The 20756-nt window shown below is 70.2% G+C and carries 19 protein-coding genes; 10 read left to right on the top strand and 9 right to left on the bottom strand.

The genetic code is table 11. The features are described from left to right. The first annotated feature begins 187 nt into the window (after positions 1–187). Positions 188–883 carry a TerB family tellurite resistance protein gene (locus tag ACGF5U_RS03470; protein ID WP_392714732.1) on the top strand — a complete coding sequence of 232 codons (696 nt, stop codon included), beginning with the start codon at positions 188–190 and terminating at the stop codon, positions 881–883. A 163-nt stretch (positions 884–1046) separates the two neighbouring features. On the opposite strand, the gene ACGF5U_RS03465 is transcribed toward ACGF5U_RS03470, so the two are convergent. After that, entirely contained in the window at positions 1047–2414 is a 1368-nt protein-coding gene (locus ACGF5U_RS03465) for an FAD-dependent oxidoreductase (RefSeq protein WP_392714733.1), read from the bottom strand. A gap of 140 nt (positions 2415–2554) precedes the next feature. Then, positions 2555–2917 carry a DUF1304 domain-containing protein gene (locus ACGF5U_RS03460; protein WP_392714734.1) on the bottom strand — a complete coding sequence of 121 codons (363 nt, stop codon included), beginning with the start codon at positions 2915–2917 and terminating at the stop codon, positions 2555–2557. A gap of 131 nt (positions 2918–3048) precedes the next feature. On the opposite strand from ACGF5U_RS03460, the gene recO reads away from it, so the two are divergent. The 3 genes from recO (at position 3049) to ACGF5U_RS03445 (ending at position 5271) form a co-directional block, all read left to right on the top strand. Beyond that, entirely contained in the window at positions 3049–3795 is a 747-nt protein-coding gene (gene recO, locus ACGF5U_RS03455; RefSeq protein ID WP_392714735.1) for a DNA repair protein RecO, read from the top strand. 28 nt (positions 3796–3823) lie between these two features. Further along, positions 3824–4681: an isoprenyl transferase gene (locus ACGF5U_RS03450; protein ID WP_392714976.1), complete on the top strand. Its 858-nt coding sequence runs from the start codon at positions 3824–3826 to the stop codon at positions 4679–4681. A gap of 116 nt (positions 4682–4797) precedes the next feature. After that, positions 4798–5271: a YcxB family protein gene (locus tag ACGF5U_RS03445; RefSeq protein ID WP_392714736.1), complete on the top strand. Its 474-nt coding sequence runs from the start codon at positions 4798–4800 to the stop codon at positions 5269–5271. Between the two features lie 31 nt (positions 5272–5302). On the opposite strand, the gene ACGF5U_RS03440 is transcribed toward ACGF5U_RS03445, so the two are convergent. The 4 genes from ACGF5U_RS03440 to ACGF5U_RS03425 all read right to left on the bottom strand — a co-directional run bounded on the left by ACGF5U_RS03440 (position 5303) and on the right by ACGF5U_RS03425 (position 8500). Beyond that, the gene (locus ACGF5U_RS03440) at positions 5303–5725 is read right to left on the bottom strand and encodes a Fur family transcriptional regulator (RefSeq protein WP_392714737.1); all 423 of its coding nucleotides are present in this window, start codon (positions 5723–5725) and stop codon (positions 5303–5305) included. An 83-nt stretch (positions 5726–5808) separates the two neighbouring features. Beyond that, positions 5809–6699, bottom strand: a complete 891-nt coding sequence (locus ACGF5U_RS03435) for a metal ABC transporter permease (RefSeq protein ID WP_392714738.1) — start codon at positions 6697–6699, stop codon at positions 5809–5811. Positions 6700–6701: 2 nt separating this feature from the next. After that, positions 6702–7511 (bottom strand): metal ABC transporter ATP-binding protein, encoded by an 810-nt coding sequence (locus ACGF5U_RS03430; RefSeq protein WP_392818314.1) that lies wholly within the window; start codon positions 7509–7511, stop codon positions 6702–6704. Beyond that, complete coding sequence (locus ACGF5U_RS03425) at positions 7508–8500, bottom strand: metal ABC transporter substrate-binding protein (RefSeq protein WP_392714739.1); 993 nt, start codon at positions 8498–8500, stop codon at positions 7508–7510. The genes ACGF5U_RS03430 and ACGF5U_RS03425 overlap by 4 nt, the downstream gene beginning before the upstream one ends. A gap of 230 nt (positions 8501–8730) precedes the next feature. On the opposite strand from ACGF5U_RS03425, the gene ACGF5U_RS03420 reads away from it, so the two are divergent. Further along, positions 8731–10113, top strand: a complete 1383-nt coding sequence (locus ACGF5U_RS03420) for a glycine--tRNA ligase (RefSeq protein WP_392714740.1) — start codon at positions 8731–8733, stop codon at positions 10111–10113. A gap of 254 nt (positions 10114–10367) precedes the next feature. Here the strand turns inward: ACGF5U_RS03420 and ACGF5U_RS03415 are convergent, their stop codons facing one another. Continuing rightward, on the bottom strand, positions 10368–10952 hold the full coding sequence (locus tag ACGF5U_RS03415) for a TetR family transcriptional regulator (RefSeq protein WP_392714741.1): 585 nt from the start codon (positions 10950–10952) through the stop codon (positions 10368–10370). 32 nt (positions 10953–10984) lie between these two features. Beyond that, a complete protein-coding gene (locus tag ACGF5U_RS03410; RefSeq protein ID WP_392714978.1) occupies positions 10985–12004 on the bottom strand; it encodes an aldo/keto reductase in 1020 nt (339 codons plus the stop codon). A gap of 244 nt (positions 12005–12248) precedes the next feature. Here ACGF5U_RS03410 and ACGF5U_RS03405 point away from each other — a divergent pair, with 244 nt between their 5' ends. From ACGF5U_RS03405 to ACGF5U_RS03390, 4 genes are all read left to right on the top strand, one after another. Then, positions 12249–12443 (top strand): DUF6243 family protein, encoded by a 195-nt coding sequence (locus ACGF5U_RS03405; RefSeq protein ID WP_392714742.1) that lies wholly within the window; start codon positions 12249–12251, stop codon positions 12441–12443. 150 nt (positions 12444–12593) lie between these two features. Then, the gene (gene dusB, locus ACGF5U_RS03400) at positions 12594–13778 is read left to right on the top strand and encodes a tRNA dihydrouridine synthase DusB (protein ID WP_392714743.1); all 1185 of its coding nucleotides are present in this window, start codon (positions 12594–12596) and stop codon (positions 13776–13778) included. A 399-nt stretch (positions 13779–14177) separates the two neighbouring features. Further along, the gene (gene ppdK, locus ACGF5U_RS03395) at positions 14178–16889 is read left to right on the top strand and encodes a pyruvate, phosphate dikinase (protein WP_392714744.1); all 2712 of its coding nucleotides are present in this window, start codon (positions 14178–14180) and stop codon (positions 16887–16889) included. A gap of 712 nt (positions 16890–17601) precedes the next feature. Beyond that, positions 17602–18621, top strand: coding sequence for an ArsR/SmtB family transcription factor (locus ACGF5U_RS03390; protein ID WP_392714745.1), 1020 nt, complete (start codon positions 17602–17604; stop codon positions 18619–18621). On the opposite strand, the gene ACGF5U_RS03385 is transcribed toward ACGF5U_RS03390, so the two are convergent. Further along, positions 18591–19751, bottom strand: coding sequence for an alkaline phosphatase PhoX (locus ACGF5U_RS03385; RefSeq protein ID WP_392714746.1), 1161 nt, complete (start codon positions 19749–19751; stop codon positions 18591–18593). The two genes, ACGF5U_RS03390 and ACGF5U_RS03385, sit on opposite strands and share 31 nt — an antisense overlap. Before the next feature lie 384 nt (positions 19752–20135). Here ACGF5U_RS03385 and ACGF5U_RS03380 point away from each other — a divergent pair, with 384 nt between their 5' ends. Continuing rightward, positions 20136–20543: a VOC family protein gene (locus ACGF5U_RS03380; RefSeq protein WP_392714747.1), complete on the top strand. Its 408-nt coding sequence runs from the start codon at positions 20136–20138 to the stop codon at positions 20541–20543. Positions 20544–20756 lie beyond the last annotated feature (213 nt).

Here is a 20756-nt window from a genome sequence, read left to right as displayed (position 1 = left end):
GACCGACCGGAACCGGCCGCGACCGGTGGCCGGAACCGGCCGAAAGGCGACGAACCCCGCCCGTCTCGCGCGGGCGGGGTTCGGCCATGTCGTGGCGTTCTCACGACGGAGTGCTGACGCCACATCACGGATGTGGCTAACATCACGTGAACGCGGCAAGGTGGCCGAGGCGTCATGGAGGTGCGACGTGCAGCCAGCACGAGGATCACGCGGCCGAAAACTCCGCTTCTGTTCCGTTCACACCTCGTGGACCACCATCGGCGACGGTGAGTTCTTCTGTCCGGATTGCGGTGGTGACCGCAACTACCGCCGCCGTACCGGCCGTCGCCGCTTCACCCTTTTCGGTGTTCCGCTGCTGCCGCGCGGAGTGACCGGTCCGGTCGTCGCCTGCTCCGCCTGCCACGGCCACTTCGGCGCGGACGTCCTCGACCACCCGACGACCGCGCGGTTCTCCGCGATGCTCCGCGACGCCGTGCACACGGTCGCGCTCGCCGTCCTCGCCGCCGGCGGTACCTCCTCGCACACGGTCGTGAGGACCGCCGTCAGCACGGTGCGCGCCGCTGGGTACGAGGAGTGCACCGCCGACAGCCTCACCACCCTGATCGAGGCGCTCGCCGCAGACACCGGCCGGTTCGTCGCCGACACCGGCGGTCCCTGCGGCGCCGCCCTCGCCATCGAGCTGCACGAGGCCCTGGAGCCGCTCACGCCGCACCTGGCGCCCGCAGGGCGGGAATCGATCCTGTTCCAGGGCGCCCGCATCGCGCTCGCGGACGGGGGGTACACACAGGCCGAGCGCGAGGTGCTCACGACGGTGGGCGCCGCGCTCCAGCTATGCGCGGACGACACGGTCCGGCTGATGGAAGCGGCGCGCGCGCCGTTCTGATAGCCGAACGGTCACCCGGTTCTGAGAAGGGTCACCCCGTTCTGAGCGGAACGGTCACCCTGAGCGGAACGGTCACCCCGTTCTGAGTGGGTCACCTGAGCAGAACGGGGTGACCCTGAGCAGAGCGGTCACGCGCGCCGGAATCCGGGGGCGGGGCCGCCGGTCAGATCTCGACGCCGCTCGCGCGCAGCATCTCCGCACGCTCCACGATCTTCACCCGCTCGCGGCCCTCCGCCTCGCCGAGCGCCCGCTCCGCCGCGTCCAGCCGGTACCAGCCGTCCCAGGTCGTGTACGCGACGCCCCTGCTCTCCAGGAACTCCACCACGGCGTCCGCGCCGGGCGCCGACGGCGTGCTCAGCCGGCCCTCGCGGTGGTCCTCCAGGAGGTTCGCGACGGTCTCGTTGGCATCGCCCTTGGTGTGGCCGATGAGGCCGACGGGGCCGCGCCTGATCCAGCCCGTCACATACGTGGAGCGCAGGTGCTCGTCGCCCTGCATGACCCGGCCGCCCTCGTCGGGGACGGTGCCGGAGGCGGTGTCCCAGGGCAGCTTGGGGAGCTCGTCCGACAGATAGCCGACGGCCCGGTACACGGCCTGGACGTCCCAGTCCGTGGTCTCGCCGGTGCTCTCGACGTTGCCGGTGCCGTCGAGGCGGGTGCGCTCGGTGCGGAGCCCGACGACCTTGCCGTCCTCGCCGATGATCTCGACCGGCGACTCGAAGAAGTGCAGGAACAGCTTGTGCGGCCGGTCGCCGACGTCCCGGATCGCCCAGTTCTCCAACGTCTTGGCGACCATGTCGACCTGCTTGTTGGAGCGCCGCGCGTCGATCGAGCCGTCGTCGTAGTCGATGTCCTCGGGGTTGACGATGACCTCGATGTTCGGCGAGTGGTCGAGTTCGCGCAGCTCCATGGGGCTGAACTTCGCCTGCGCGGGGCCGCGCCGGCCGAACACATGGATCTCCAGGGCCTTGTTGGCCTTGAGGCCCTCGTACACGTTCGCCGGGATCTCCGTCGGCAGCAGCTCGTCCGCCGTCTTGGCGAGGACGCGGGCCACGTCGAGTGCCACGTTGCCGACGCCCAGCACCGCCACCTTCTCGGCGTGCAGGGGCCAGGTGCGCGGCACGTCCGGGTGACCGTCGTACCAGGAGACGAAGTCGGCGGCGCCGTAGGAGCCGTCCAGCTCGATGCCGGGGATGCTCAGCGCCCGGTCGGCCGTCGCGCCCGTGGAGAAGATCACCGCGTCGTAGAACGCGTGCAGATCGTCCAGCGTGATGTCGGACGGGTAGTCGACGTTGCCGAAGAGGCGTATCTGCGGCTTGTCCAGGACCTGGTGGAGCGCCGTGACGATGCCCTTGATGCGCGGGTGGTCCGGGGCGACGCCGTAGCGGATCAGCCCGAACGGCGCCGGCATCCGCTCGAAGAGGTCGATGGAGACCCCCGGGTCGGTGGCGGTCTCGGACTTCAGCAGCGCGTCGGCGGCGTAGATCCCGGCCGGACCGGCACCGACGATCGCGACCCGGAGGGGGCGGGGCATGGTGGGTTCCCTTCGACAGGCACTCTGGCGACACTCGTCTTGTTAGGTCACCCTTACAAGATCTCTCGCGCTACGGTACCCGGTCCCGATCTATGACCTCATAAGCTTGCCTTATGGGCTGTCGAAGCGGGTGCTGGGGTTCAGTGCGCCGCCAGCACGAACGCCAGGGCGATTGCGGCGGGCGCGGTCTGTACGAAGACGATCTTGCGGCTCGCGGTCGCCGCACCGTACACGCCCGCCACCGCGACGCACACCAGGAAGAAGACCTTCGCCTGGAACCCGACCGGGTCGTCCGCCACCGCGCCCCACACCAGGCCGGCCGCGAGGAAGCCGTTGTAGAGCCCCTGGTTCCCGGCGAGCGCCTTCGTCTGCTCCGCGAACTCCGGCGTCGTGCCGAAGGCGCCGCGGGCCCTCGGGCCGGTCCACAGGAACATCTCCAGGACCAGGATGTACAGGTGCAGCGCGGCGATGAGGAGGACCAGAACGGTCGCGGTGATCGACATGGCACCAAGGATGGCAGCAACCGCTGTCGCACCCGGAGGCCCACCGGGTGTGCCGCGCCCCTGGAACCGGCGTCGGACCGCGACCCCGGAACCGGCGCCGAGCCCGCCGCGCCGTACGGGAGAATGGCCGCATGAGTCTGTTCCGTGACGACGGCGTCGTGCTGCGCACCCAGAAGCTGGGTGAGGCCGACCGCATCATCACGATCCTCACCCGCGGCCACGGACGGGTGCGCGCCGTCGCCCGCGGGGTGCGGCGGACCAAGTCCAAGTTCGGCGCGCGCCTCGAACCGTTCTCCCACGTGGACGTGCAGTTCTTCGCCCGGGGCGCGGATCTGGTCGGGCGCGGCCTGCCACTGTGCACGCAGAGCGAGACCATCGCCGCCTACGGCAGCGGCATCGTCACCGACTACGCCCGCTACACCGCCGGTACGGCCATGCTGGAGACCGCCGAGCGGTTCACCGACCACGAGGGCGAACCGGCCGTACAGCAGTACCTGCTGCTCGTCGGCGGACTGCGCACCCTCGCGCGCGGGGAGCACGCCCCGAACCTGGTCCTCGACGCCTTCCTGCTGCGGTCGCTCGCCGTCAACGGCTACGCGCCCTCCTTCGAGGACTGCGCCCGCTGCGGCATCCACGGGCCGAACCGGTTCTTCTCGGTCGCGGCGGGCGGCGTCATATGCGCCGACTGCCGGGTGCCCGGTAGCGTCGTACCCTCTGCGGAGGCCGTCGGTCTGCTCAGCGCGCTGCTGACCGGCGACTGGGAGACGGCGGACGCGTGCGAAGCGCGCCACGTCAGGGAGGGCAGCGGACTGGTGTCCGCCTATCTGCACTGGCATCTGGAGCGCGGCCTGCGCTCGCTCCGGTACGTAGAGAAGTAGACACATGGGAGATGTGAGCCGCATGGCCATGGCACGACGCGGAATCCTCGGACGGTCCAGGCGCGAGTACCAGGACCCCGAACCGCACCCGTCCGGCGCGCGTCCGCCGAAGCTCCCGGGCGAGATGGTGCCGAACCACGTGGCGATCGTCATGGACGGCAACGGCCGCTGGGCCAAGGACCGCGGTCTGCCCCGCACCGAGGGCCACAAGGTCGGCGCCGAGCGGGTGCTGGACGTTCTGCAGGGCGCGATCGAGATGGGCGTCGGCAGCATCTCCCTGTACGCCTTCTCCACCGAGAACTGGCGGCGCTCGCCGGACGAGGTGCGCTTCCTGATGAACTTCAACCGGGACTTCATCCGCAAGACCCGTGACCAGCTCGACGAACTGGGCATCCGGGTGCGCTGGGTGGGCCGGATGCCCAAGCTGTGGAAGTCGGTCGCCCAGGAGCTCCAGGTCGCCCAGGAGCAGACCAAGGACAACGACCGGCTCACCCTGTACTTCTGCATGAACTACGGCGGCCGCGCCGAGATCGCGGACGCCGCGCAGGCCCTGGCCGAGGACGTCAGAGCGGGGAAGCTGGACCCGGCGAAGGTCACCGAGAAGACCTTCGCCAAGTACCTGTACTACGCGGACATGCCGGACGTGGACCTGTTCCTGCGGCCGAGCGGCGAGCAGCGCACCTCCAACTACCTGCTCTGGCAGAGCGCCTACGCCGAGATGGTGTTCCAGGACGTGCTGTGGCCCGACTTCGACCGCCGCGACCTGTGGCGGGCCTGCCTGGAGTACGCCCAGCGCGACCGCCGCTTCGGCGGCGCCGTGCCCAACGAGCGGCTCCTCGAGATGGAGGCCGCGATGAAGGGCCGTCCCGACGCCACCGCGGACTGATCACCGCGGACTCGTCGTCGCGGACCGATCACCGCGGACCGATCACCGCGTGCTGATCATCGCGTCATGCCCACCCCGTTACGATCACGGCTGGTTTTTCGTCACCGGGAGGGGTCATGACAACCGAGGCGCGTACGGACGGCCGGGCGGTGGAGCGGGTCGAGCTGGTGTACCTGCCCACCGCCACCGATATGCGCACCGCCCTGCGCGCCCGGATGCGCGGCACGCCGTCCGGCCGCAGGACACGGCGGCTGCTCCTGGCGGGCGGCACGCTGGGCGTCCTCCTGCTCGCGGTCCTGCTCGCACTCCCCGGGGAGCCCCGTACGTCGTCCCTGCTGCTCACCGGCGGGCTGGCCGTCTGGTCCTACGCGGCCCCGCCGCTCATCGTCCGGGTCCAGGCCCGCCAGGTGCAGCGGATGGTCGAGCCGCAGGGCGAGCACCGGGCGGTAGCGGACGACTCCGGCGTGCGCTGGACGACCCGGGACCAGGACGTGTCGATCACCTGGCGGGCGCTGCCCCGGTTCATCGAGACGCCCGGACTCTTCGTTCTGCTCACCCGCTGCCTCGACCGCGACAGGGGCGTCCGCTAGCCGAGCCGAGCCGCACCGCTCGGCCGGCCCGTCAGTCCCCGGCCGCCGCCGCGCACTCCGCGCACGTACCGAAGATCTCCACGGTGTGCGCCACGTTCACGAACCCGTGCTCCGCCGCGATGGTCTCGGCCCACTGTTCGACCGCCGGGCCCTCGACCTCGACCGCCTTGCCGCAGGCACGGCACACCAGGTGGTGGTGGTGCTCGCCCGTGGAGCAGCGGCGGTAGACCGCCTCGCCGTCGCTGGTGCGCAGCACGTCCACCTCGCCGGCGTCGGCCAGCGACTGGAGCGTCCGGTAGACCGTCGTCAGCCCCACCGAGTCACCCCGGTGCTTGAGCATGTCGTGCAGTTCCTGCGCGCTGCGGAACTCGTCCACCTCGTTCAGCGCCGCCGACACGGCGGCGCGCTGCCGCGTCGACCGGCCGCGTACGCCGGGGGGTCCAGCCGTCGCCACAGGTGCCTCCTCGCCCTCGGCCCGCTCACATGTACGTCGGGCCATTCTGCCAGGCCGTTCCCGCGGCCCCGGCAGCCGTTCCCTCAGACCTTCACGTCGTCCGCCGGGCCGTGGGCGCCCCGGGCGTCGACGCCGCGTGCCATCGCCGCCTCCGCCACCCGGGCACGGCGCCGGGCCAGCGGCGCGGCGAGCGCGGCCAGCACGATGAACACCGCGATCGCCAGCAGCACGATCGTCGCGCCGGGCGGTACCTCGTAGTAGTACGTCGTGACGGTGCCGGCCAGGGTCACCCCCGTGCCGATCAGCACGGCGACCGCGAACGTCGCGCGGAAGCTCCGCGACAGCTGCTGCGCCGCCGCGACCGGCACCACCATCAGCGCGCTGACCAGCAGCAGACCGACGACCCGCATCGCGACCGTCACGGTCACGGCCGCGGTCACCGAGACGAGCAGGTTCAGCGCGCGCACCGGCAGACCGGTCACCCGCGCGAACTCCTCGTCCTGGCTGATCGCGAACAGCTGGCGGCGCAGCCCCAGGGTGACCAGCAGCACGAACGCGGCCAGCACGCAGATCGCGGTGATGTCCTCGTCCGAGACCGTCGACAGCGAACCGAAGAGGTAGGAGGTGAGGTTGGCGTTGGAGCCGGTCGGCGACAGGTTGATCAGCATCACGCCGCCCGCCATGCCGCCGTAGAACAGCAGCGCCAGCGCGATGTCGCCGCGCGCGCGGCCCGACGACCGGATGAGTTCCATCGCGATGGCGCCGACGATCGCGACCAGCGTGGCCATCCACACCGGGTTGGTGGACATCAGGAAGCCGAGCCCGACACCGGTCAGCGCCACGTGTCCGATGCCGTCGCCCATCAGGGCCTGCCTGCGCTGCACCAGGTGGATGCCGACGGCGGGCGCCGTGACACCGACCAGAAGGGCCGCGAGGAGCGCCCGCTGCATGAACGCTTGGTCGAGGATTTCCATGATCAGGTCAGCAGTCCCGTGCGGAGCGGCTCGTCCGCCGCGTGCGGATGTACGTGGTCGTGGCCCGGCAGCGCGTGCTGCCCGACGGCCTCCGGCGGCGGCCCGTCATGGACGACGCACCCGTCGCGCAGGACGACCGCGCGGTCGATCAGCGGCTCCAGCGGGCCCAGCTCGTGCAGGACGAGCAGCACGGTCGTCCCGCCCGCTACCTGCTCCCGCAGCGTGGCCGCCAGGACCTCCTGGCTGGCCAGGTCGACGCCCGCCATCGGCTCGTCCATGATCAGCAGTTCGGGGTCCGAGGCGAGCGCGCGGGCGATCAGCACCCGCTGGTGCTGCCCGCCGGAGAGCGCCTCGACGGCGTCCTTGGCCCGGTCGGCGAGCCCGACGAGCTCGATGGCCCGCTCCACGGCGGCGCGGTCGGCCCGCGACGGCCACCTCAGCTTCGTACGGGACAGCCGGCCCGACGCCACGACCTCGCGGACCGTGGCGGGCACCCCGCTGGCGGCGGTCGTGCGCTGCGGTACGTAGCCGACGCGCGCCCAGTCGCGGAAGCGCCGCAGCTCCGTGCCGAACAGGGATATCTCGCCGCCGGTCAGCGGCACCTGCCCGATCACGGAGCGTACGGCGGTCGACTTGCCCGAGCCGTTGGCGCCGAGCAGGGCGACGACCTCACCGCGGTGCACGGTGAGGTCGATGCCCCGGAGCACGGGGCGTGAGCCGAGCGCGGCGGTCGCCGCTCGGACGGATATGACGGGCTCGCTGCTCACGCTCACCAGTGCCTCCAGGGGATCGTTCCCGGTGAAGAGCGTCACCGGGCGCCGAGGGCCTTCTTCAGCGCGTCGAGGTTCGCTGTCATGACCTCGATGTAGTCAGCGCCCCGGGACTTGTCCGTGATTCCCTCCAGCGGGTCCAGGACGTCCGTCTTGAGGCCGGTGTCCTTCGCCAGGGTCTTCGCGGTCTTGTCGCTGGCCAGGGTCTCGAAGAAGACGGTGGTGACCTTCTCCCTCTTCGCGGTGTCCTGGAGCTCCTTGATCCGGGCCGGGCTGGGCTCGGACTCGGGGTCCATGCCGGCGATGCCCTCCTGGTCCAGCCCGTACCGCTCGGCGAGATAGCCGAACGCGGTGTGGGTGGTGATGAAGGTCTTGGTGGCGGTGTTCTTCAGGCCCTGCTGGAACGAGGTATCGAGGGCGGAGAGCTTCTTCACCAGCTCGTCGGTGTTCTTCGCGTAGTCCGCGGCGTTGTCGGGGTCGGCCTTGGTGAGGGAGGCGCCGACGCCCTTGGCGACCTCGGCGTACTTCACCGGGTCCAGCCAGATGTGCGGGTCGGCGCCGGACTCCTCCGCGCCGTGCTCGTCCGCGTGTTCGCCGCCGTGCTCGTCCCCGTGCTCCTCCTCGCCGTGGCCGTGCTCGGTCCCGGAACCGAACGCCTGGAGGGTGGTGAGGGTGGCGGCGTCGACCGTGTTCTCGACGTTCGCCTGCTGGATCGCGTCGTCGACGGCGGGCTGGATACCCTTGAGGTAGAGGATGTAGTCCGCCTCGCCGAGTTCGCCGATCTGCTTCGGCTTCAGCTCCAGGTCGTGCGGCTCGACGCCCGGCGCCGTGAGGGTGTTGACCGAGACATGGTCCCGGCCGATGTTCTCGACCAGGAACTGCATCGGGTAGAACGACGCCACCACGTCCAGTTTGCCGTCCTTGTTCTTCTCCTTGGCGCCGGTGGAGCCCGCGCAGGCGGAGAGCGTGACCAGGCCGAGGACAGCGGCACCGGCGACGGCGGTGGTGGATATGGAGCGTCGTACGTTCATGACACTCATTTTCAACAATGCTGGAAACGATTGTCAACAAAGCGTCTCAGTGGCCCCTGTCACCCACCGATTTGATCCCAGGGGTGCGCGCGCCGCTAATCTGAAGCATTGGCCCGCCCATCACCTGAGCACCACCTCGTTTCGAGGCGCTGTGCGCCGCCGCAGTTCCACCCCGCGAGGCGCCTCGCGCCGCCCCACGTCCCATTCGTCGTCGTAATGAAGAGAGCACCGTGGCCGCCGACAAGATCGACACCATCGTCAACCTGAGCAAGCGCCGTGGCTTTGTCTACCCGTGCAGCGAGATCTACGGCGGACAGCGTGCCGCCTGGGACTACGGGCCGCTGGGTGTCGAGCTCAAGGAGAACATCAAGCGCCAGTGGTGGCGCTACATGGTCACCTCGCGCGAGGACGTCGTCGGTATCGACTCGTCGGTGATCCTGGCGACCGAGGTCTGGGAGGCCTCCGGCCACGTCGCGACGTTCACGGACCCGCTCACCGAGTGCACCTCCTGCCACAAGCGGTTCCGCGCGGACCACCTGGAGGAGGCATACGAGGAGAAGCACGGCCGGCTCCCCGAGAACGGCCTCGCCGACCTGAACTGCCCCAACTGCGGCAACAAGGGCCAGTTCACCGAGCCCAAGCAGTTCTCGGGCCTGCTCTCGACCCACCTCGGCCCCACCCAGGACTCCGGCTCCGTCGCCTACCTGCGCCCGGAGACCGCCCAGGGCATCTTCACCAACTTCGGCCAGGTGCAGCAGACTTCGCGCAAGAAGCCGCCGTTCGGTATCGCCCAGATGGGCAAGTCGTTCCGGAACGAGATCACCCCGGGCAACTTCATCTTCCGCACCCGCGAGTTCGAGCAGATGGAGATGGAGTTCTTCGTCAAGCCGGGCGAGGACGAGCAGTGGCACGAGTACTGGATGGAGCAGCGCTGGAACTGGTACCGCGACCTTGGTCTCCGTGAGGAGAACATGCGCTGGTACGAGCACCCGAAGGAGAAGCTCTCCCACTACTCGAAGCGCACGGCGGACATCGAGTACCGCTTCCAGTTCGGCGGCAGCGAGTGGGGCGAGCTGGAGGGCGTCGCCAACCGCACCGACTACGACCTCTCGGCGCACGCCAAGGCGTCCGGCACCGACCTGTCGTACTTCGACCAGGAGGCCGGCGAGCGCTGGACCCCGTTCGTCATCGAGCCGGCCGCCGGTGTCGGCCGCACCATGCTGGCGTTCCTGCTCGACGCGTACAACGAGGACGAGGCGCCCAACGCCAAGGGCGTCATGGAGAAGCGCACCGTGATGCGCCTCGACCCGCGCCTCGCGCCGGTCAAGGTCGCGGTGCTCCCGCTGTCCCGCAACCCGCAGCTGTCGCCGAAGGCCAAGGGGCTCGCCGCCGACCTGCGCAAGAACTGGAACATCGAGTTCGACGACGCCGGCGCCATCGGCCGCCGCTACCGCCGCCAGGACGAGATCGGCACGCCGTTCTGTGTCACCGTCGACTTCGACACCCTGGACGACAACGCGGTGACCGTGCGCGAGCGCGACACCATGAAGCAGGAGCGCGTCTCCCTGGACCAGATCCAGGGCTACCTGGGCAGCCGTCTGCTCGGCTGCTGACGCTCGGCTCGGCACGCACACGCGGAAGCCCCCGGTTCCTCATGGGGACCGGGGGCTTCGGCGTACTGTCCCCAGGCGCGCCCGATGCGCCCGATGCGCCCGGCCGCCTGACGCGCCCGCGGCCTGCTCACCGGCCCGCATGCCTGCCTGCGCGCCTGTGTGGGCCGGGCCGGATCGGACCGGACCGGGGTGGCCGGGGTGGCCGGGCGGAGGGTCGGGTCGGGGACGGGGTGGCGGAGCGGAGGGTCGGGGGTTCAGGCGCGCAGGCCGCGCAGGACCAGGTCCACGACCGCGTCGAACTCGGCGTCGATCGTGGGGCGCCGCCACTCCGACGCGTGGACCGGGTCATGGAAGCGGGACATCGCGTCGAAGAGCGCGCGGGCCGTCGACGCGGGGTCGGGGGCGGTGAACTCGCCCTCCCGGACGCCCTCCTCGACGATCGTGCGGATCTGATCGACCAGTACGTCGAGATGGTGCTCGACCACGCCGCTGCTGCCCTCGATCAGCACCCCGAAGGTGGCGAACAGCTCCGGGTCGTCCCCCGCCTTGCGCCGCTTGGCGTCGAACAGATCGGTGAACCAGGCGCGGAGCTTCCGCGGCGCGGGCTCGTCCGAAGCCGCGATCATCTCCGCGAGGGCGACCTCCGCCCGCGACAGCCAGCGCTGCGTGACCGCCTCGCGCAGCGCGGCCTTCGTACGGAAGTGGCGGTAGACGCTGCCGTGGCTGACGCCCAGCACCCGGGCCACGTCGACGACCGTCGCCTTCGCCGGCCCGTAGCGCCGCAGCACCTCCTCGGTGGCTTCGAGGATGCGCTCTGCTGTCAGGGTCTCGGTCGGCATGGAATGACAGTACCTGTCATCCGATCACCGGTTCAGTGCTCGCTGTCCAGGTGCGCCATCTGCGCCTCCGGGTAGCGCGCGCCGGCCGCCGCGTCGGCGGGGACGGCCTTCTCGATGGCGGCGAGGTCGTCGGCGTCCAGAGTCACGTCGACCGCGCCGAGCGCCTCGGCCAGCCGGTCACGGCGGCGCGCGCCGACCAGCGGGACGATGTCGTCGCCGCGCGAGAGCACCCACGCGATCGCGATCTGGGCGACCGTGACGCCCTTCTCCTCGGCGACCTCGCGCAGCCGCTCCACCAGCCGCAGGTTGTGGTCGAGGTTCTCGCCCCGGAAGCGCGGGCTCATGCCCCGGAAGTCGTCGGCGGCCAGCTCCCGGTCCCGGCTGAAGTGGCCGCTGATGAGGCCCCGGGACAGCACGCCGTACGCGGTGACGCCGATGCCGAGCTCGCGCGCGGTCGGCAGGATCTCGTCCTCGATGGAGCGCGATATCAGCGAGTACTCGATCTGGAGGTCGGCGATCGGGGCGACCGCCGCCGCCCGGCGCAGGGTGTCCGCGCCGACCTCGGAGAGCCCGATGTGCCGCACGTGCCCGGCCCGTACCAGATCGGCGATCGCGCCGACCGTCTCCTCGATCGGTACGTCCGGGTCGACGCGGGCGATCCGGTAGATGTCGATGTGGTCGGTGCCGAGACGCCGCAGCGAGTACGCGGCGAAGTTCCGCACCGCTTCCGGACGGCCGTCGTAGCCGGTGAAGTCGCCCTCCACCGTGCGCAGCGCGCCGAACTTCACGCTGGTCAGCACCTGCTCGCGGACAGCGGCCGGGGCCGTGCGCAGCGCCTCCTCGATCAGCAGCTCGTTGTGGCCCATGCCGTAGAAGTCGCCGGTGTCGAGCAGCGTGACGCCCGCGTCGAGCGCGGCGTGGAGGGTGGCGATGGACTCGGCGCGGTCGGCTTCGCCGTACAGCGCGGACATGCCCATGCAGCCGAGACCGAGCGCGGACACCCGGGGGCCGGTCGCGCCGAGCGTGCGGGTGGGGAACGGGGTGGTGGTCATGGAGGTCATGCGGACAACTATGGCATGACGGATGACAGATTTCAATATCTGTCAGCTGTTCGGCTGGTCGGTCGTCCAGGGCTGGTGTGCTGGGAAAAGGCGGTGCCGGGGCTCCGTGCGGGCCGGTACCTTTACCCGCATGTCTTCTTTCCTCCCGATCTACGAGTGAGAGTGCGGTCGGCCCCGCGCCGCCGCCCCACCAGACACATTCCGGATCACTTCTCACCTCGCATGGGAGGCCCTCGTGGCCAAGAGTCGAAACAACCTGCTCGGCGTCGGCGGACAGCGCAAGAAGCTGTCCCGCGCGGACCAGCAGGCCTCAGCCCCCGCCCGTGCCGCACACCGCAAGGCCGCGGCCGACCAGAAGCAGGAACTGGTCCGCAAGATGCGCGAGCGCGCACAGGGCGGTGCCGCTGCCCAGGACGACACACAGAGCTGACCCCCTGACGCGCACGGTGGACCGGGCCACAGCACGTGGCCCGGTCCTCTGTGTCCCGGCCCCCGCATCGGGCCGGCCCCCGCATCGGGCCCGGACGGCGATTCCCGGATGCCGGAGGAGTCCGGCGCGCGGTACGGGACAATGGGGGGCATGACCGCGTTCAGCCCCCTCGCCATCGGCCCGCACACCGTGCGGCCGCCGGTGGTGCTCGCCCCGATGGCCGGCATCACCAACGCCCCGTTCCGCACCCTCTGCCGCGAATTCGCCAACGGCGAGCGGGGCTTCGGGGGCCGCCCCCCGAGGGCCGCGGACGGTGAAGGCAAGGGGCTGTTCGTCAGCGAGATGATCACCACCCGGGCGCTGGTCGAACGCAACGAGAAGACCATGCAGCTCATCCACTTCGACGCGACCGAGACGCCGCGCTCGATCCAGCTGTACGGAGTGGACCCGGTCACCGTCGGCAAGGCGGTCCGCATGATCGTGGACGAGGACCTCGCCGACCACATCGACCTGAACTTCGGCTGCCCGGTCCCCAAGGTCACCCGCAAGGGCGGCGGCTCCGCCCTCCCGTACAAGCGGCCGCTGCTGCGGGCGATCCTGAACGAGGCGGTCTCCAACGCCGGCGACCTGCCGGTCACGATGAAGATGCGCAAGGGCATCGACGACGACCACATCACCTACCTCGACGCCGGGCGGATAGCGGTCGAGGAGGGCGTGACGGCGATCGCCCTGCACGGTCGCACCGCCGCCCAGCACTACGGCGGCACGGCCGACTGGGACGCCATCGCCCGTCTCAAGGAGCACGTCCCGGAGATCCCCGTACTCGGCAACGGCGACATCTGGTCGGCGGACGACGCGGTGCGGATGATGCGCGAGACCGGCTGCGACGGTGTGGTCGTGGGCCGTGGCTGCCTCGGCCGCCCCTGGCTCTTCGGCGACCTGGTGGCCGCCTTCGAGGGCACCGGTACGGCCGCGACGCCGACGCTGCGCGAGGTCGCGGACGTCATGGTGCGGCACGCCCGGCTGCTGGGCGAGTGGATCGGCGACGAGACGCGCGGGGTCATCGACTTCCGTAAGCACGTCGCCTGGTACCTGAAGGGCTTCGCGGTCGGTTCGGAGATGCGGAAGCGGCTGGCGGTCACCTCGTCCCTGGACGAGCTGAGCGCTCAGCTGAGCGAGCTCGACCTGGACCAGTCGTGGCCGGCCGGCGCGGACGGACCGCGTGGGCGCACGTCGGGCAACAACCGCGTGGTGCTGCCCGACGGCTGGCTGAAGGACCCCTACGACTGCGCTTCGGTCGCCGCGGAGGCCGAACTCGACACGTCCGGCGGGTGAACGAACGGCGTCGCGGGACCGTCCGGATCGTGGGATCAAGGGTGGTCCGGAGGCGTGATTCTCGCCACCCCTGATAGGGGTTGCGCTCAGATGAGCGCGTTAACGCTGGCTGTACTTCTCAAAGGGTGGCACTGAGTGCCACCCTTTGTGTGTTCAAGACTTGAAGTCAGATGTTCTGGTCGCCGCTCACCTGAGCTCCTTTTCGCTCATCGTGGGGGGGAACGCTTCAAGGGGTGAATCTTCTCGGGTTAACGAGGCAACCCAGCCGTAACTTTCGATCTGCTGGCGGACGGGTGGTTAAGGCCGTACGACGGGTAGGCGTACCTCCCCAGAAGCCTTCGATCTGGGTATGTTCCTCGCCGTCAGGGCAGCCACCGCGTCCTCGAGGAGTCGAGACCCGTGTCGGAAAACAAAGATCAGAAGTTCGTGTACGACTTCACCGAGGGCAACAAGGACCTGAAGGACCTCCTCGGTGGCAAGGGCGCGAACCTCGCCGAGATGACCAACCTCGGCCTGCCGGTTCCTCCCGGCTTCACGATCACCACCGAGGCGTGCAAGGTCTACCTCGACAGCGGCGACGAGCCGGCCGCGCTCCGCGACGAGGTGAGTGCGCACCTCGACGCGCTCGAGCAGAAGATGGGCAAGAAGCTCGGCCAGGCCGACAACCCGCTGCTCGTCTCGGTCCGTTCCGGCGCCAAGTTCTCCATGCCGGGCATGATGGACACGGTCCTCAACATCGGCCTCTCCGACAAGTCCGTCGACGGCCTGGCCAAGCAGGCCGGGGACGAGCGGTTCGCGTGGGACTCCTACCGCCGGCTCATCCAGATGTTCGGCAAGACCGTCCTCGGCGTCGACGGCGAGCTCTTCGAAGAGGCCCTGGACGAGGCCAAGGCCGCCAAGAAGATCACGGTCGACACCGACCTCGAGGCCGCCGACCTCAAGAAGCTCGTCCGGCAGTTCAAGAAGATCGTCAAGGCCCAGGCGGGCCGCGACTTCCCGCAGGACCCGCGCGAGCAGATGGACCTGGCCATCAAGGCCGTCTTCGACTCCTGGAACGGCGACCGCGCCAAGCTGTACCGCCGTCAGGAGCGCATCCCGCACGACCTCGGCACCGCCGTCAACGTCTGCTCGATGGTCTTCGGCAACCTCGGACCGGACTCGGGCACCGGCGTCGCCTTCACCCGCGACCCCGCCTCCGGCCACCAGGGCGTCTACGGCGACTACCTCCAGAACGCGCAGGGCGAGGACGTCGTCGCCGGCATCCGTAACACCGTGCCGCTCGCCGACCTGGAGTCGATCGACAAGAAGTCGTACGACCAGCTGATGCAGATCATGGAGACGCTGGAGAACCACTACAAGGACCTCTGCGACATCGAGTTCACGATCGAGCGCGGTCAGCTGTGGATGCTCCAGACCCGGGTCGGCAAGCGCACCGCCGCCGCGGCGTTCCGGATCGCCACCCAGCTGGTCGACCAGGGCCTCATCGACGAGGCCGAGGCGCTCCAGCGGGTCAACGGCGCGCAGCTGGCGCAGCTGATGTTCCCGAGGTTCGACACCGACGCCGAGGTGAAGCAGGTCGGCCGCGGTATCGCCGCGTCGCCGGGCGCGGCGGTCGGCAAGGCCGTCTTCGACTCGTACACCGCGGTCAAGTGGTCCCGGTCCGGTGAGAAGGTCATCCTCATCCGCCGCGAGACCAACCCCGACGACCTGGACGGCATGATCGCCGCCGAGGGCATCCTCACCTCGCGCGGCGGCAAGACCTCGCACGCCGCCGTCGTCGCGCGCGGCATGGGCAAGACCTGTGTCTGCGGCGCCGAGGAGCTGGAGGTCGACACCAAGCGCCGCCGGATGACCGTGCCCGGCGGGCACGTGGTCGAGGAGGGCGACGTCGTCTCCATCGACGGCTCCACCGGCAAGGTGTACCTGGGCGAGGTGCCCGTCGTACCGTCCCCGGTCGTCGAGTACTTCGAGGGCCGGATGCACGCCGGCGCCGACGACGCCGACGAGCTGGTCGAGTCCGTGCACCGCATGATGGCCTACGCCGACCGGCGCCGCCGCCTGCGCGTGAGGGCCAACGCCGACAACGCCGAGGACGCGCTGCGCGCCCGCCGCTTCGGCGCCCAGGGCATCGGCCTGTGCCGCACCGAGCACATGTTCCTCGGTGACCGCCGCCAGTACGTCGAGCGGCTCATCCTCGCCGACACCGACGAGGAGCGCGAGGAGTCCCTCAAGGCGCTGCTGCCGCTCCAGAAGAAGGACTTCATCGAGCTGTTCGAGGCGATGGACGGCCTGCCCGTCACCGTCCGTCTGCTCGACCCGCCGCTGCACGAGTTCCTGCCCGACATCACCGAGCTGTCGGTGCGCGTCGCCCTCGCCGAGGCCCGCAAGGACCACAACGAGAACGATCTGCGCCTGCTGCAGGCCGTGCACCGGCTGCACGAGCAGAACCCGATGCTGGGTCTGCGCGGCGTACGCCTCGGGCTGGTCATCCCGGGCCTGTTCACCATGCAGGTACGGGCGATCGCCGAGGCCGCGGCCGAGCGCGTCGAGGCCAAGGGCGACCCGCGCGCCGAGATCATGATCCCGCTGGTCGGCACGGTGCAGGAGCTGGAGCTCGTCCGCGACGAGGCCGAGCAGGTCATCGCCGAGGTACGGCAGAGGACCGGCGTGGACCTGAAGCTGGCGCTGGGCACGATGATCGAGCTGCCGCGCGCCGCCGTGACCGCCGGCCAGATCGCCGAGGCCGCCGAGTTCTTCTCGTTCGGCACGAACGACCTCACCCAGACGGTGTGGGGCTTCTCCCGGGACGACGTGGAGGCCAGCTTCTTCACCGCGTACCTGGAGAAGGGCATCTTCGGGGTGTCGCCGTTCGAGACGATCGACAAGGACGGCGTGGGCTCGCTCGTACGGAGCGCCGTGGAGGCCGGCCGGGCCACCCGCCCGGACATCAAGCTCGGCGTGTGCGGTGAGCACGGCGGCGACCCGGAGTCGGTGCACTTCTTCCACGAGGTGGGCCTGGACTACGTCTCCTGCTCGCCGTTCCGTATCCCCGTCGCCCGGCTTGAGGCGGGACGCGCGGCGGCTCAGTCCTCCGGGAGCGACAGCCGCTGACGCCATGACCCCCTGAACCGCCGGAGCCGCCGTCTGTCACCCGACCCTCACCGATCGGCGGCGGCTCCGGCATCCAAGAGGCAGGGCCGGACACCTTGTGCGGAGGTGTCCGGCCCTGTCGTATGTCCGCGCCACGGGCGCTCCGTGTGCCCCGGTGCTCTGTGCGTGTGTGCGCTCCGTGCGCTCCGGCGCTCCGTGCGGTGCGTGCCGGGTGGGTGTGGCGTCCCCTGGGCGGCGTGGGCCGCCGTGGGTCGTGTGGGGCGGGTGGTGCAAACGCCGGCATGTCGACGGGGAGAAAAGTGTGTTCCTGTTGCATTGCGGCCGGTTGAATTCCGGTCGGTTGAAGTCCGGTCAGTTGAAGTCCGGACCTTTATGGCGGTTTGACATCGGGTCAATTTCCGCCATTCGCCCCGCAAAGAACGGGCGGAGCGCGGCCACCGGATCCCCACCCGCCGACCGCGCCCCATTACCCCTGCCAGACAGGAGAGCCGCAACCTTTCAGGTCCGCCGCCGGACGTGCGAAGCCCCCCACGGTCTTCTGCCACGCCACCTCGGTCCTGAAGGTTTCCTGCCCGACGCCGTACAGCTTTTCGGTTCGACCCCACCCCTGGCGATGCGTTTCAAGTGTGGCTGAAATGCCGTGGTGACGTGCTGTGATGGTATGCATACTCATTGGTGGGGGGTGATTGCGGATGCAACAGGTGGGGGTTCAGTGCTGCGTATTCATTTCAACGGGGCAGATCTTGCCGGGGTGCGGATGGCCGCCCGGCCGGACGTGCTGTGGGAAACGATTCTCAGCTTTCACCGTTTGCGGGACCGGCGCGGCGCCCTCCTCTACGGGGAATGGCGCTCGGAAACCCGGACCCGCCTGAACGGCGAAACGCGCCTCCTGGGCGCGCTCGTCCCGCCGAGGGGGTATTTCCCCGACTTCCTGACCCCTCCCGAGGGGCTCCACGGCCTCGACACGGCCCTGGAGGCCGTCCGGGGCACTCCACCCGCCCGGCTCCACACCGAACTCGCCCTGCTGGGCTCCTCGCGCTCAGCGGCGGCTCCGCTGCCCGGCTGGGCGGCCCAGCTCGCCGAGGGGCGGCCGGCACCCTTCGGCAAGCTCATCGGGGCGCTGCGCGCCTACCACCGGGCGGCCGTCGAACCGTACTGGACGTACGTACAGGCCCGGGTGGAGGCCGACCGCGCCGTGCGGGGCAGGGCCCTGCTGGACGGCGGCGCCGACGAACTGCTCGCCTCGCTGCCGCCGATGCTCCGCTGGCGCTCGCCCGTGCTGGAGGCCGACTACCCCGTCGACCGGGACGTCCACCTGGGCGGGCGGGGGCTGCTGCTGCAGCCGTCGTACTTCTGCCGGGGCACCGCGGTCATGTACCGCGACCCGGACCTCCCGCCGGTCCTCGTCTACCCCGTGACGCACACGGACGCCCCGGCGTCCGGCGACCCCGGCGGCCCGTCCCTCGGCCGGCTGGTCGGCCATACGCGCTCCGCCGTCCTGAAGGCCATAGGGCACGGCGGTACGACCAGTGAACTCGCCCGCAGGGCCGGGGTGTCCCTGGCGTCCGCGAGCCAGCACGCGGGCGTGCTGCGCGAGGCCGGCCTCGTGGTGACCCTGCGCCAGGGCAGCTCCGTGCTGCACACCCTGACGCCACTGGGCGCCGCCCTGCTGCACGGCGGCGCCCAGCCGGAGAGGCGTCGTTACGCCCGGAAGGGGCCCGTCACCTCGTAGGTGATGCCGCCGGACGAGCTGCCGCTCGTACCGCGCTGGCTGGAGAAGTAGAAGCGCCGGCCGTTCGGGGAGAAGGCCGGGCCGCAGATCTCGGAGCCGGAGTGGCCGTTGATCCGCAGGAACGGCGCCACCACGTCGTCGGGGGTGATGACGCAGATCTCCATGTTGCCGCCGTCCTCCGCGACGAACAGGTCGCCGGAGGACGCGCCGGTGATGTTGTCGACGCCGGTCAGCGGGGCGCCGCCGCCCGCCACGAGCGAGTCGTCGTAGGCCAGCTCGTACGTGTTGGCGACGAGGTTCAGCTGCCACACGCGGCCGTCGCCCTTGGTGGTGAACCACACGGTGTCGTTGGCGTAGTGGCAGCCCTCGCCGCCGTTGAACCGCTTCGCGCCCGACACCTGGTTGCGGGTCGCGGTGGGGGAGCCGTCGGGGTCGGGCACGGTGGCCCAGGTGAAGCCGCCGGAGGTGGCGGTACCGGCCTTGAGGACCTGGAGCGTGCCCGAGGACAGGTTGCCCCAGGTGTTCGGGACGAACCGGTAGAAGCAGCCGTCCGACGCGTCCTCCGTCAGATAGACGACCTTGCGGACCGGGTCGGCGGCGGCGGCCTCGTGGTTGAACCGGCCCATCGCGGCGCGGCGGACGGCGGCGTTCACGCCCCACGGGTCGGTCTCGTAGACGTAGCCGGTGCTGACCTCCTCGCAGGACAGCCAGGTGTTCCACGGGGTGGCGCCGCCCGCGCAGTTGCGGTTGGTGTTGGACAGGATGCGGTACGCCCCGGTGATCGTGCCCGAGGAGTCGAACTTCACCGCGCCGGCGCCGCCCGTGGTGGATATCTCCGAGTTGGAGACGTAGATCCAGCCGGTGCCGTCGGCGAAGCAGGCACCGCCGTCGGGGGCGTTGTGCCAGGTGTAGGAGGTGGAGCCGACCTTCTGCCCGGAGCGGGCGATGACCCGGCTCGTGAAGCCGCTGGGCAGCTGGATGCCGTTGGCGTCCGCCGGGCCGAGCGGCCCGTAGGGGCCGGGTCCGGGCTGGGCCGGAGCCGCGTAGGCGGCGCCCTGCATCAGCGTGTATCCGAAGGCCGCTGCGGTGCCGCCGGCGACCGCTCCGCGCAGGAAACTGCGACGTTCCACTTGTCACTCCAGGGGGATCGTGACCGCCCCGCCGCACCGGTCGGGCGGCGGGTTCACGCGCTTCGGGAACCTAGAAGTCCTGGATTGACGGTGCATCAACAACTGATGAAGCGGAAGCGTCGGGTGTCGGTTCGGTCAGCGGCTCGCGGCTCGGGGCCCGGGGCTCGCAGTTCGCAGTTCGTGGTTCGCGGCTCGCCGCGGCGGCTCGCGGTCCGTCGCCGGGGTGGCGCTCCGTCCCCGCGCGGGAAGATCCGGAAAAAATTCGCCCGACGGCGATGAGTTCCGCCGGGACCCCCGGTCTACCCCTTCGAAAGCGACGCACCCGTCACCACAGACACCAGAGACACCACAGACAAAGGGAGAGACCGGACCATGGCCGCTCAGATGATCTTTGTGAACCTGCCCGTGAAGGACCTGGAGGCGTCCAAGGCCTTCTGGACCAAGCTCGGCTACTCCTTCAACCCGCAGTTCACCGACGAGAACGCCGCCTGCCTGGTCTTCAGCGACACGATCTTCGCGATGCTGCTGACCGAGCCGCGCTTCAAGGACTTCACGAAGAAGGAGATCGCCGACGCGTCGACCAGCATCGAGGCCATCCTCGCGCTGAGCGCCGAGAGCCGTGCCAAGGTCGACGAGCTGGTGGACACCGCCCTGGCCTCCGGCGGCTCCCCGGCCAACGAGACGCAGGAGATGGGCGACTTCATGTACGGCCGTTCGTTCCAGGACCCGGACCACCACACCTGGGAGGTCGTCTGGATGGACGTCGAGAAGATGGAGCAGTCCGAGGGCTGAGCCACGCCGAAGGGGTCCGTGGTCACCACGGACCCCGCGTCGGCCCCGCATCGCCTCCGTACGAGGCCGCACCGGACCGCACGGGGCTGCACAGGCGGTTGTACGCGGCCGTACAGGCGGTTGTACGAGGCCGTACAGGGCCGTACGAGGCCGTACGGCGTCGTACCAGGCCATGGGCGTGACGACCCCGGCGGCGGCCGGGCCGCACCGCCC

The sequence above is a fragment of the Streptomyces sp. NPDC047886 genome (assembly GCF_043204435.1).
In the GTDB taxonomy this organism is placed as follows: Bacteria; Actinomycetota; Actinomycetes; order Streptomycetales; family Streptomycetaceae; genus Streptomyces.
The sequence above is the reverse complement of the archived record's forward strand: the minus strand, read 5'-3'. Positions and strand labels throughout refer to the sequence as shown.